Here is an 11,078-nt window from a genome sequence, read left to right as displayed (position 1 = left end):
TTACATCGACGTGGCACGATGGCGCCTCTTTCGATGACGATGCTCCGAGGAATTCGACGATGCGGCTCCTGCCCCCAGCCTTGTCCATAGACATGTTCCCGGTGATGCCCCGCCGCTGGTTTGCGGCCTGGCTTCTGGCCCCGTTGCTGGCCGGCAGCGCCGCCGCACAGCTCCAGCCACCGCAGCAGCAACCGCAGCCACTGTCCCTCGCGAGCGACCCGGCCGTGCTGGCCAAGGCGGCGCTCGGGGCCGAGCGCGGAACGCTCGTCATCGGCCTGCTGCGCAACGGCAAGGCCTCGTACGGTGCGGCCTACAACCCCGAGCCGCTCTCGCCCCCGCGCCCCATCGAGTCCAGCAGCGCCGAGCAGCCGATGTTCGAGATCGGCTCGGTCACCAAGGTCTTCACCGGCCTCCTGCTGGCGCAGGCGGTGGAGCGCGGCGACCTGAAGCTGGACGACACCGTGGGCAAGGTGCTCGCGGGCAAGGTCCAGGGCGTGCCGCCGGCGGCGGCCGCGGTCACGCTGAAGCAGCTCGTCACGCACACCGGTTGCATGCCGGTGATGGCCGACGGCGTGACGGGCGGCGCGCCGCTGGCCGAGCAGTTGCGCACCTTCGACAAGCCGATGTTCTGGGCCTCGCTCTCGCGCATCAAGCTCACCGCGCTGGCGGCGCCGTGCGAAGCCGCGTACAGCAATTTCGGCATGGCGCTGCTCGGGCAACTGCTGGCCGAGCGCTACAACACCTCATGGGGCGAGTTGGTGCGCGCGCGCATCACCGAGCCGCTGGGCATGAACGACACCGTGATCCCCCTCGGCGACAAGGCCTCGCGCATGGCCCCGGCCTTCGCCGGCGACCGCCGACAGCCGCTGCTGGACATGATCGCCTACGCGCCGGCCAGCGCGCTGCGCTCCACGGCCGCCGACATGATGACCTTCAGCCGCGCGGTCCTCGCCGGCGCGAGCGGCCCGCTGGGCCCGGCCGCCGCGCGCATGCTCACGCCGCTCGCGCGCTACGACGGCGCCGAGATCGGCTACGCGGTGATGGTGCGCGGCCCCGAGGGCGGTCGCCGCACCTACTGGCACGCGGGCCTTACCGAAGGCTATCGCACGCTGTGGCTGATCGCCCCCGACACCGGCGAGGCGCTGATCGTGCTCAGCAGCAATGCGCGCGCGCCGCTGCAGCCGGTGATGCTGGCGATCGGCAAGAACCGCTACCCGGTGTCGACGACGGAGGTGCCGGTCGATCCGAAGCGGCTGGAGGACTACAAGGGCGAGTACCGCATCAGCAAGACCAAGGCGCTGGGCTTCACGGTGCGCAACGGGCGCCTGCTGGTGCGCGAGACGGGGCGCGGCTACAACGCGCTCACGCCGACGGGCCCCGACCGTTTCGCCGTGGCCACCATCGGTGCGCAGATCGTGTTTCAGCGGGGGGCTGGCAATGCGGTGGTGGGGGTGACGCTGGCGCAGGGGGGAAGTCAGATCGAAGGGCGGCGGGTGGGCGAGGCGACCGCCGTGCCGCAGGAGTGACGCGCGGGCGCATTCAGCGCCGTGCCAGCGCAAGCAGGTCGTCGGCCATCTGCGTGATGTCCTTGCGCATCACGAGCTGGTGCAGCCAGCCAGCCGGAATGCCGTCCACGCCGTAGTAGGCGCCTGCGATCTGCCCGCAGATCGCGGCGGTGGTGTCGGCGTCGTCGCCAAGGTTGGCCGCTGCGAGTACCGCCTGCTCGAAGGATTCGGTGTGAGCGAAGCACCAGAGCGCTGCTTCGAGCGATTCGACGCAATAGCCCGAGCCCTTGATGCGTTCGATCGGTTTCGATGCGTAGTCACCGCGTGCCAGTGCCGCGACTTTTTCGCTCAAAGGTGCCAACGGCGCGGTGGCCAGGATCGCCGCCTTGCTTTCGCCTTGCAGCGCCGCGCGCAGTTGCAATGCGAAGAGTTGCGAGCACTCGATGGCTTCCAGCGCGCCGTGTGTGGTGCGGGTGCTCTTGCCGGCCTGTTGCCACGTCGCTTCGGCGCTGGCCGCGAAGAACATCGGGACGGGCGCGAGCCGCATCAAGGCGCCGTTGCCGGCCGTCCGCGGGCTGGGGTCGCCCGCGAACGGATCGCCCGATGCAAGGTAGCGAGTGAGGGCTGCCGACACCGTGCCGCCGATGTCGAAGCAGCGCCCGTTGCTGCTCATGTAGCCCACGTTGCGCCAGTTGCAGTAGCGGTTCATCTGGTCGATCGCATCGAAGCCCTGGCAATGGATCAGGCTCGCCGCGAGGCACAGCGCCATCGAGGTGTCGTCGGTCCATTCGCCCGGCTCAAGGCCGAATGGACCGCCACCGTGCATGCCGGTCACCGGTACGAAGCTGCCGCGCGAGCGGAACTCCACGGTGGTGCCCACCGCATCGCCGCAGGCCAGCCCGAGCAGGCACCCTTGGTAGCGGGCTGCATTCATAGGGCCGCCCTCAGTTCGTCGCGGGCCGCCATCAGCGCATAGCCCAGCAAGTTCAGGCCCTGCCAACTGCGTGGGTCCTGTGCCGCCGCGTCCGTCGCGGCCAAGCCGATGCCCCAGATGGCATCGACCGGGCTCGCCTCCACCAGCACTTGCTGACCGGTGCCGAGCAGGAACGCACCGAGCGCCTTGTTCTGCGAAAACTTCGCGATGTTGCCGCGCGTCACGAGGTCGAAGCGGGCGTCGAGCCACTTCGCCTCTTCGAAGTCGCGGATCTGCCGGCCCAGTTTCTTGGCCTCACCGGGCGTGCGTGCGGCCAGGATCTTCTCGCAGGTGGCTGCGTCGCCAAAGAGGCGTGCCTTGCCGGCCATCATGAAATGCTCGGCGGTGCGGTAGGTGTCGCCCTCGATGGCGAAGGGCGCTTCGTACCACTGGCTGAAGCAGCTCTTGCCGACGCTGCCGTCCTTCGGGACCTGATGGCCCCAGAAGAACAGGTAGTCGACCTTGTGGCCTTGCGCGGTGTACGCCAGCAGGTCTTCGTTGCTGCGCAACACATTGGATGTGTTCGTCGTCATTCCTTGTTGTCCTCAGGTTTCGAGATCGAGCGGATGCTCCACCGGCAGCATCAGTTCGGGGTTGTCGTTCTGTGCCATTGGGCGTTGTGCTTCCACGAAGGCGCGCATGTCGATCACTTCGAGCAATTCCTCGTTTGCAAACGCAGCCAGCGTACGTCCGCGCAGGCCCAACTGGATCGCTCGGCGCTCCAGCTTGTTGCCTGCAGGTGCGTGGTCGGGGTCCCATTGCAGACGCACTTCGGAGCGGCCCACGGCCTCCTGCCACGCATCGTGGCTCGGATAGCGCCGGTCATCGAAGGTCGACGGCACGGCCTCGCGCACCACTTGCTCGAAGAACGTACGGCGCAGCCGCAAGCCGAGGATGACCTCTTGGCCCTCCTTGGTGCCCCAGCCGGAGCGATACATCATCCAGAGGAAGTTGGGCTTGATCCAGCTCATGCGCGAAAGGCTGAAGTCCGGTCCGTCAAGACGGCCGTGCCGCACCGCGTACTCGCCGATCGCGGGGCGGTATGCCTGGTAGACGATGACGGACTGCGCATCGTGATGCGCGAGGATGTGCCTTCCGCTCTGCGGCCAGCGCTCGCGCTGGGTGAGGTGCGGCTCGGTTGGAAGAGGGGCTTTCATCGTGCGAAGGCTTTCAGGAATGCGCCATAAACGTCTTGCTGCACTGAGGTGTCCAGCACCGCGAACACGATCCGCTCGAAGTGAGTCGCCCATGCAGCATCGCCGTACAGATGAGATCGGAAGGTGCCAGCGACCACCGCGGGATCGTTGCGGAATACGCCGCAGCCCCATGCGCCGAGCACCAGCGTGGCGCAGTCCTGGAGCGCGGCCACTGCGAGCACCCGCTCCGATCGTGCGCGAAGAACATCCGGTACCAATGCAAGGTCACCGGGCTGGTTCTTCTCGACTGCGCCGGCATTTGGCGCCGCGCATGTGATGAAAGTGACCAGTTCAGGCTCGTGCATCAGGCTGCCGTCGTCTCGGCGGAAGACCGGGCAACCGGGTGAAACGATCATCGAGTTCGAATACAACAACGAACTGGAAGCGCGATGCGTCTCGTAGAACTGAGGGGCGCGCAAGAGTGACGTATACAACGCGGAACTGGTCGCGAGCGATTCCTCTTGTGCAAGGCTGCCTCCGAGGAAACCTCCGCCGGGATTCCGCGCAGAAGCAAAGTTCAGTGCCGCAACGGAACCATTCGTTTCATTGAGCACCCGGGAGATGCAGGCAAGCGTTGTCTGGTTGACGACCTCGACAGTTGCGGGCACGTCCCGTCGACGCCTTGCCTCGGCCTGCGACGGGAGCGCATTGGTTTCCTCGGCGTCGATATATCGGGTTGAGCCCAGGCAGGCGGCAATGTGCTCGGAAAGCTCTATGGTGCGGTTGTCATCGAGCATGTATTGGCCCCGGTCGAGAATGGACAGGGTTTCATGCGCGACGGTCATTCGTTGGTGGCGGTTCATTTTTCTTGTTCTCGTTGACTAACTTAAGAGTTGTTCTGTACAACTAATTAAGGGTTGTATAGTACAACTAATAAATCCGGAGTCAAGTCGCTGTTGTGAGCACGCCCAAGTCGAACTTTCCGTCCCTGACGTTCCCACGCCCGCTGGTCACGGTCGACGTGGTGATGTTCACCGTGCTCGACGACGCCTTGCAGGTCTTGCTGGTGCGCCGGCCCTCCGACTCCGCCGAGCCGTTTCCGGGAAAGTGGGCGCTGCCCGGTGGCTTCGTGAACGTTGACGAAGACGCCACGCTGCTCGATTGCGCCTTGCGCAAGCTGCGCGAGAAGACCGGCGTGGTGACGCCCTATCTGGAACAGTTGGGCAGTTGGGGAGGCGCAGCGCGCGATCCGCGTGGCTGGTCGGCCACACACTGTTTCTATGCGCTGATTCCGGCGCAGGCGATGCAACTGCGCACCGGCGCCAATGCCGCAGAGGTCGCATGGTTCGAGGTAGATGCCGCATCGCGCAAGCGGCTGGCCTTCGACCATGGCGAGTTACTCGACGCTGCCGTCGCCCGGTTGCGCAGCAAGGTCGAATACACCTCGCTGCCTGCCTTTCTGCTGGAAGAGCCTTTCACCTTGCCTGCACTGCAGCACACCTACGAGGTTGTGCTGGGCCGTGCCATGGACAAGAGCGCCTTTCGCAAGCGCATGCTCGACGGGGAATTCATGCAGGAGGCAGGCATGGTCACAGGCAGCCTCGGCCGGCCGGCCATGAGCTATCGCCTGTGCGACCGATCGCAGGCGACGCTGTTTCCGCGCACCTTCAACGCGAAGTAAGCGGATCGCTCAGAGCCGCTGCGACATCCCATCGAGATACGCCCGCACCGCCGCATTCGCACTCAGCCCGATCGCGCGGTCGTAGGCCTGCCGCGCCGCCGCACGCGCACCGCCCGCCGCGAGCAGGTGCGCCCGAGCCGCCCAGAACGGCTGGTAGCTCGCCACCTCATCCGACGGAATGGCCTCCAGCGCCCGCAGCCCGATCTCGGGCCCGCGCGCATTCGCAAGCGCACAGGCGCGGCTCACCTGTGCGCCGATGCTGGGCCGCAAGGCCAGCAGGCCCTCGTACAGCGACACCAGCACCTCGGGCGCCACCGGCGCGCCCACGCGGCGCTCGCAATGGGCCGATTGAATGGCGGCCTCCAACTGGTACGCGCCGAGGGATTTCATCTCCGATGCCAGTCGCAGGCACCGCTCGGCCTCCGCGAGCAGGTCGGGGTCCCAGCGCAAGGTGTCCTGCCGGTCGAGCGGCACATACGCACCGGTCTCGCTGCGCCGGGCCGCGGCGCGGCTCTCGCAGAAGAGCATCAGCGCGAGCAGGCCCAGCGGCTCCGGTTCGTTCGGCATCAGGTGGCAGAGGATACGGCCGAGGTCGATGGCTTCGGACGTGAGGCCGCGCGGCAGCGCATCGGCGCCGTCGACGTCGTCCCAGCCGGTGCCATAGGCGGCGTAGATGCCGTCGAGCACATCCTGCAGCCGTTGCGGCAGGTCGCGCGCCTCAGGATATTCGAAGGGAATGCCCGCCGCGCGGATGCGCGCCTTGGCCCGCACGAGGCGCTGGCCGAGCGTGGAGGGCGCGGTGAGAAAGGCGCCGGCCATGCGCGCTGCGTCGAGGCCCAGCACGGTCTGCAGCATCAGCGGCGCGCGGGCGGCCGCATCGATGGCCGGGTGCGCGCAGACGAAGAGCAGCCGCAGCCGCTCGTCGGGCACGGCAGTGCCTTCGGCGCTGGCCTCGTCCATTTCGCCGGCCAGCAGCAACAGGGTCTGGGTGGCCTGGTCCTGCACGCGGGTGTGGCGCCAGGCGTCCAGCTTGCGGTGCCGCGCCACGCTCAGCAGCCACGCATCGGGCTGCACCGGAATGCCGTCGGCGGGCCAGCGTTCGAGCGCGCGCGCGAAGGCGTCGGCGAGCGCGTCTTCGGAAGCTGCAATGTCGTGCGTGCGCGCCGACAAAATCGCCAGCAGCCGGCCGTACGACTCGCGCGCCGCCTTTTCGGCGGCCTGATGAGCCGCCGGGTCGTTCACGATGTGGCTGCCGTGGCCGTGAAGACGGGCCGCACTTCCACTCCCCCGCTCGATGCGCAGGGTGCGCGCGCCGCCCATTCGAGTGCGGCGTCGAGGTCGGGCACGTCGACCACGAAGTAGCCGCCGAGCTGCTCCTTGGTGTCGGCGAAGGGGCCGTCCTGCACCTGGCGCTTGTCGCCGCGCACGCGCAGCGTGGTGCCGGTCATGGGCGGAAAGAGGCCGTGGCCGCCGAGCGCGACGCCCGACTGGCGCACCGCATCGGCGTATGCGATCCAGCTGGACCGATAGGCCTGCGAGGACGCGTCGTCGCGCTGTTCGAATTCGGCCGCGGGCTGATAGAACATCAACATGTACTGCATGGTGTCTCTCCGTGAAGGAAAAGCTTGCTGAGCAAGATCGCTCACCACAATGACGGCCCGCAGCCGGTCATTTCGACACGGAAGGTCCGTGCCGCGCAGATTATTTTTTACGCGAAATTCGTTTGGCGCAACGGTTGCGCTACCTACTCCTTTCGGCTGGTACCGCTTTAGGCTGCCTTCGTTTGGACGGCGGCGGAGAACATGCTTTCCATCTCGCTGCGCAGCTTGTAGGCAGCGGTCGAAGTGTCGATCGCCACGTCGGCCCAACTGAGGCTCTGGCCCTTCTTCACGGGGCGCACGAGCTTCACGTTGTGCGCCAGGCCCAGCGGCAGGCCGCCCAGGCGCAGCGACCGCTCGGCCGGCAGCAGCTTGCCCCACACGGTGTAGCCGCCTTCGCCATCGAGCATCTCGCCCGCGGCGAGGTCGCGCTTGGCGGTGGCGACCACGTCGGCGTTCCAGCAGGTGGCCACGCCGGTCGCTTCGCCGCGCAGCGCGACGCTCGCGACCGACATGCCGACTTCCAGGCCGATCAGGTGCCAGCGCTTGTAGAGCGTGAAGTAGCGCCCGCTCGGATCGGTGTGGGCGTTGTATTCCTCGAAGCAGTTCTTGATGTAGTCGGTCTCGGCCTCGACCGTGACCCACACGCCCATGCGGATGTCGTAAGGAATTTTTCTGCCATCGGCTTCGAGCGAGGAGATCACCTCGACCATGCCCTTGCGCTCCAGCACGCCGCCTTCACTGCGGGGGCGGGTGACGAAGGGAATGTCTTCCACGCTCGCGGGTGGGTAGAGCAGGCCATCCGAAGGCACGCCGAGCCCGGTGGCGTTGGCCACCGCCGAGCTTTCGATCGACGGCTTGGAGCCGTCGAGAAAACTGTTGAACATCTTCGGATTGAGCCCGCCGCGCAGCGCCTGCTCGGGCGTGAGGCCGTAGTTGCCCCACACGGTTTCGGGCGTCGACTCGGTGAAGTGCGGCAGCCACTTGTGGCCGCGCCCCGCCGCCACGACCGGAAAGCCGCAGGTGCGCGCCCAGTCGACCAGGTCGCAGATGAGCGCCGGCTGGTCGCCGAAGGCCAGCGAATAGATCACGCCGGCATGCTGCGCCTTGTGCGCGAGCAGCGGGCCGCAGAAGGCGTCGGCCTCCACCGTCACGTTGACCACATGCTTGCCGTGCGCGAAGGCATCGAGGCAGTGATCGACGGCGGCGACCGGGTGGCCGGTGCACTCGACCACGATGTCGATGGAGGGCTCGCGCGTCACCGCCTGCCAGTCGTCGGTGATCCAGGTGGCGCCGGTCTTCAAGGCCTCCTGCACCGAGCCCGCGGCAGTGCGCTCGGGCTTCCAGCCCACGCGCTCGAGATTGACGCGCGCAGCATCGGGCGACAGGTCGGCAATCGCGACGAGCTGAACGCCGGGCGTGCGCGGAATCTGCGCGAGGTACATCGAGCCGAACTTGCCGGCGCCGATGAGGCCGATGCGGATGGGGCGACCTTCGGCGGCGCGCTGCTGCAGGCGGGTGTAGAGGCTCATGGGGTCAGGCCTCCGCGGTGTCGCGCACTTCGAGCGAGGTCTTCAGCGCGCTCTCGGGCAGGCCGTGCTTCCACGGCACGTCGACGGGGTAGGGCTTCAGGAGGCAATCGTCGGGCAGCATCTCGATGGGCGTGAAGTCGCGATGCGCGATGTACTCGGGCCGCTTGTGGCGGCGGATGTGGTTGCTGACGGCGCACAGGCTCAGGTACACCGCCACGCGGTTGAAGGGCGAGAGGTTGCTGCCCGAGGCATGCACGAGGCAGCTGTGGAACAGGATCATCGAACCGGCCGGGCCCTTGGGCGAGACGATGCCGCCATCCTTGCCGCCGGCGCGGTCCACGAGCTGCGCGATGAGGTCGTTGTCCACGGTCCAGAGCGGATAGCTCGTCGTGGTGAGGTCGTGCTTCGCATCGACCACGCCCTTGCGGTGGCTGCCCGGAATGAACATCAGCGGGCCGTTGTGCTCGTTCACGTCGTCCAGGAAGATCGCCACGTTCATCGCGCGCTCGGTGGGCATCAGGTCGTCGTTGAGCCAGGTGCCGTAGTCCTGGTGCCACTGCCACACCTGGCCTTCGAAGGCCATCTTGCCGTTGATCTTGAACTGGTGCATGTAGACCTCTTCCTCGAAGAGGTCCATCACCGGGCCGACCATGCGCGGATGGCGCGCGAGCCGGGCGAAGGGCTCGCTGATCAGGTGCGCGGCGAAGTTCGTGCGCACGGCGTCGGAGCCCTTCTCGCGCACGTTGAAGGCCTCGCGCTTGCTGTAGAGGTCGGGCACCGCATCGGTCAGCGTCTTCGTCTCCTCGGGCGAGAAATGGCCGGGGAAGAACAGGTAGCCGTCGCGCTCGAACTGCGCGCGTTGCTCGGGGGTCAACTTCATGCCTTGTCTCCTTTGTGGATGAGGGTGTCGGGTGCGTTGCGGGCCTGCTGCTCGGTCAGGCGCCGGGCCAGTGCTTCGCTGGCTTGTGCGACGTGCTCTTCGCTCAGGCGCGCGGCGCGGTCTGCATTGCCTGCGGCAATGGCGTCGGCGATGGCTTCGTGCTCATCCCACAGCGATTCGCGCTGGGGCTCGGCCTGCAGCACCGCGCCCATCGCGCGGCGCAGATGCCGCCAGTGCGGGTCGGCGCTCTGGCCGATCAGCGGGTTGCCCGAGGCGTCGTAGATCGCGCGGTGAAAGGCCACGTCGGCATCGATCATGGCTTCGACGTTGCGCCCGCGTGCGGCACGCCGGCCGCGTTCGATGAGCTTGGGGTCGATGCGAAAACGCTGCTGCGCCGCAAGCCGCGCGGCCAGCACGTCGAGCACGCCGCGCACCTGGTAGATCTGTCGCATGCCTTCCGCATCGAGCGGCGCCACCAGCACGCCGCGGCCGGGCGCGTCGTGCACGAAGCCGTCTTTCTTCAGGAGGCGCAGCGCCTGCAGCACGGGCTGGCGCGACACCGAGAGGCGCTGCGCGATGTCTTCCTGCGTGATGCGCTCGCCCGGCGCCAGCGAGCCGCTGCTGATGGCGCCGAGCAGGGCCCGGTAGACCTGGTCGACGAGATCGGGGGCGACTTCGATGCTGACGAGTTGGGCGGGCATGGTCGGCTTTCTTTGAACTCTGTATACAGAGTACGAAGATCTAGGCCGCTGCGTATCCCGGGTTTTTACCGACGAGGGCTGCAAAAAAACGTAAGCCTTCGCTAAGCTCGACCCATGCAACTACCTACCTACGACGACGTCACCGCCGCGGCCGCGCGGCTCGAAGGCCACGCCCACCGCACGCCGGTGCTGCAATCGACCACCGCCAACGAACGCTGGGGCGCGCAGTTCTTCTTCAAGTGCGAGAACTTCCAGCGCATGGGCGCATTCAAGTTCCGCGGCGCGTTCAATGCGCTTTCCAAATTCGATGCGGCGCAGCGCAAGGGCGGCGTCATCGCCTTCTCGTCGGGCAACCATGCGCAGGCCATCGCGCTGTCGGCGCGGCTGCTGTCAATGCCGGCCGTGATCGTCATGCCCAAGGACGCGCCGGCCGCCAAGGTCGCGGCCACGCAGGGCTACGGCGCCGAAGTGGTGATGTACGACCGCTTCACCGAAGACCGCGAGGCGCTCACGAAGCGGCTCGCGCAGGAGCGCGGCATGACGATGATTCCGCCCTACGACCACCCCGATGTGCTCTCGGGCCAGGGCACGGCGGTGAAGGAACTCATCGAGGAGACCGGGCCGCTCGACCACCTGTTCGTTTGCCTTGGCGGCGGCGGGCTGCTGTCGGGCTCGGCGCTGTCGGCGCGGGCACTCTCGCCCGATTGCAAGGTCTACGGCGTGGAGCCCGAGGCGGGCAACGACGGGCAGCAGTCGTTTCGCACGGGGAAGATCGTGCACATCGAAACGCCCAAGACCATCGCCGATGGTGCGCAGACGCAGCACTTGGGCGAGTACACCTTCGGCATCATCCGGCGCGACGTGGACGACATCTTCACGGTGACCGACGACCAGCTCGTCGAGGCGATGCGCTTCTTCGCCGAGCGCATGAAGATGGTGGTGGAGCCGACGGGTTGCCTCGCTTTCGCGGGCGCCATTGCGGCGGGCAAGGCCATCGCTGGAAAGCGCGTGGGCATCGTGATCAGCGGCGGCAACGTCGACCTGTCGCGCTACGCGGCGCTGCTCGCGTAAG

The 11,078-nt window shown here is 67.1% G+C and carries 12 protein-coding genes; 3 read left to right on the top strand and 9 right to left on the bottom strand.

Annotated features, from left to right (window positions below; genetic code table 11):
* The first annotated feature begins 59 nt into the window (after window positions 1-59).
* Window positions 60-1,526, top strand: coding sequence for a serine hydrolase domain-containing protein (locus GNX71_RS21635; protein ID WP_206174321.1), 1,467 nt, complete (start codon window positions 60-62; stop codon window positions 1,524-1,526).
* Between the two features lie 13 nt (window positions 1,527-1,539).
* Here the strand turns inward: GNX71_RS21635 and GNX71_RS21630 are convergent, their stop codons facing one another.
* The 4 genes from GNX71_RS21630 to GNX71_RS21615 are packed head-to-tail and all read right to left on the bottom strand — an operon-like array spanning window position 1,540 to window position 4,477.
* On the bottom strand, window positions 1,540-2,439 hold the full coding sequence (locus GNX71_RS21630; RefSeq protein WP_206174320.1) for an ADP-ribosylglycohydrolase family protein: 900 nt from the start codon (window positions 2,437-2,439) through the stop codon (window positions 1,540-1,542).
* The gene (locus GNX71_RS21625) at window positions 2,436-3,011 is read right to left on the bottom strand and encodes an NADAR family protein (RefSeq protein WP_206174319.1); all 576 of its coding nucleotides are present in this window, start codon (window positions 3,009-3,011) and stop codon (window positions 2,436-2,438) included. The genes GNX71_RS21630 and GNX71_RS21625 overlap by 4 nt, the downstream gene beginning before the upstream one ends.
* 12 nt (window positions 3,012-3,023) lie before the next feature.
* Window positions 3,024-3,635 (bottom strand): DUF4291 domain-containing protein, encoded by a 612-nt coding sequence (locus GNX71_RS21620; protein ID WP_206174318.1) that lies wholly within the window; start codon window positions 3,633-3,635, stop codon window positions 3,024-3,026.
* The gene (locus GNX71_RS21615; protein ID WP_206174317.1) at window positions 3,632-4,477 is read right to left on the bottom strand and encodes a TIGR02452 family protein; all 846 of its coding nucleotides are present in this window, start codon (window positions 4,475-4,477) and stop codon (window positions 3,632-3,634) included. The genes GNX71_RS21620 and GNX71_RS21615 overlap by 4 nt, the downstream gene beginning before the upstream one ends.
* A 164-nt stretch (window positions 4,478-4,641) precedes the next feature.
* Between GNX71_RS21615 and GNX71_RS21610 the strand changes: the two genes are divergently transcribed.
* Complete coding sequence (locus GNX71_RS21610) at window positions 4,642-5,295, top strand: NUDIX domain-containing protein (protein WP_241027339.1); 654 nt, start codon at window positions 4,642-4,644, stop codon at window positions 5,293-5,295.
* Between the two features lie 9 nt (window positions 5,296-5,304).
* Here the strand turns inward: GNX71_RS21610 and GNX71_RS21605 are convergent, their stop codons facing one another.
* The 5 genes from GNX71_RS21605 to GNX71_RS21585 all read right to left on the bottom strand — a co-directional run bounded on the left by GNX71_RS21605 (window position 5,305) and on the right by GNX71_RS21585 (window position 10,006).
* The gene (locus tag GNX71_RS21605; protein ID WP_206174315.1) at window positions 5,305-6,537 is read right to left on the bottom strand and encodes a DUF6596 domain-containing protein; all 1,233 of its coding nucleotides are present in this window, start codon (window positions 6,535-6,537) and stop codon (window positions 5,305-5,307) included.
* Window positions 6,534-6,896 carry a YciI family protein gene (locus GNX71_RS21600; protein ID WP_206174314.1) on the bottom strand — a complete coding sequence of 121 codons (363 nt, stop codon included), beginning with the start codon at window positions 6,894-6,896 and terminating at the stop codon, window positions 6,534-6,536. Before GNX71_RS21600 ends, GNX71_RS21605 begins: the two co-directional genes overlap by 4 nt.
* Window positions 6,897-7,063: 167 nt before the next feature.
* Complete coding sequence (locus tag GNX71_RS21595) at window positions 7,064-8,425, bottom strand: Gfo/Idh/MocA family oxidoreductase (RefSeq protein ID WP_206174313.1); 1,362 nt, start codon at window positions 8,423-8,425, stop codon at window positions 7,064-7,066.
* Window positions 8,426-8,429: 4 nt separating this feature from the next.
* On the bottom strand, window positions 8,430-9,305 hold the full coding sequence (locus GNX71_RS21590) for a phytanoyl-CoA dioxygenase family protein (protein ID WP_206174312.1): 876 nt from the start codon (window positions 9,303-9,305) through the stop codon (window positions 8,430-8,432).
* Entirely contained in the window at window positions 9,302-10,006 is a 705-nt protein-coding gene (locus tag GNX71_RS21585) for a GntR family transcriptional regulator (RefSeq protein WP_206174311.1), read from the bottom strand. Before GNX71_RS21585 ends, GNX71_RS21590 begins: the two co-directional genes overlap by 4 nt.
* A gap of 114 nt (window positions 10,007-10,120) precedes the next feature.
* Here GNX71_RS21585 and GNX71_RS21580 point away from each other — a divergent pair, with 114 nt between their 5' ends.
* Window positions 10,121-11,077, top strand: coding sequence for a threo-3-hydroxy-L-aspartate ammonia-lyase (locus tag GNX71_RS21580; protein ID WP_206174310.1), 957 nt, complete (start codon window positions 10,121-10,123; stop codon window positions 11,075-11,077).
* The last annotated feature ends 1 nt before the right edge of the window (window position 11,078 follow it).

The organism is Variovorax sp. RKNM96 (genome assembly GCF_017161115.1).
GTDB lineage: Bacteria > Pseudomonadota > Gammaproteobacteria > Burkholderiales > Burkholderiaceae_C > Variovorax.
The sequence above is the reverse complement of the archived record's forward strand: the minus strand, read 5'-3'. Positions and strand labels throughout refer to the sequence as shown.

What these genes read in the sequence shown, in the direction of transcription:
- GNX71_RS21635 (WP_206174321.1), top strand. Translation starts at nt 60, where the DNA reads ATGCGGCTCCTGCCCCCAGCCTTGTCCATAGACATGTTCCCGGTGATG.
- GNX71_RS21630 (WP_206174320.1), bottom strand. Translation starts at nt 2,439, where the DNA reads ATGAATGCAGCCCGCTACCAAGGGTGCCTGCTCGGGCTGGCCTGCGGC.
- GNX71_RS21625 (WP_206174319.1), bottom strand. Translation starts at nt 3,011, where the DNA reads ATGACGACGAACACATCCAATGTGTTGCGCAGCAACGAAGACCTGCTG.
- GNX71_RS21620 (WP_206174318.1), bottom strand. Translation starts at nt 3,635, where the DNA reads ATGAAAGCCCCTCTTCCAACCGAGCCGCACCTCACCCAGCGCGAGCGC.
- GNX71_RS21615 (WP_206174317.1), bottom strand. Translation starts at nt 4,477, where the DNA reads ATGAACCGCCACCAACGAATGACCGTCGCGCATGAAACCCTGTCCATT.
- GNX71_RS21610 (WP_241027339.1), top strand. Translation starts at nt 4,642, where the DNA reads ATGTTCACCGTGCTCGACGACGCCTTGCAGGTCTTGCTGGTGCGCCGG.
- GNX71_RS21600 (WP_206174314.1), bottom strand. Translation starts at nt 6,896, where the DNA reads ATGCAGTACATGTTGATGTTCTATCAGCCCGCGGCCGAATTCGAACAG.
- GNX71_RS21595 (WP_206174313.1), bottom strand. Translation starts at nt 8,425, where the DNA reads ATGAGCCTCTACACCCGCCTGCAGCAGCGCGCCGCCGAAGGTCGCCCC.
- GNX71_RS21590 (WP_206174312.1), bottom strand. Translation starts at nt 9,305, where the DNA reads ATGAAGTTGACCCCCGAGCAACGCGCGCAGTTCGAGCGCGACGGCTAC.
- GNX71_RS21585 (WP_206174311.1), bottom strand. Translation starts at nt 10,006, where the DNA reads ATGCCCGCCCAACTCGTCAGCATCGAAGTCGCCCCCGATCTCGTCGAC.
- GNX71_RS21580 (WP_206174310.1), top strand. Translation starts at nt 10,121, where the DNA reads ATGCAACTACCTACCTACGACGACGTCACCGCCGCGGCCGCGCGGCTC.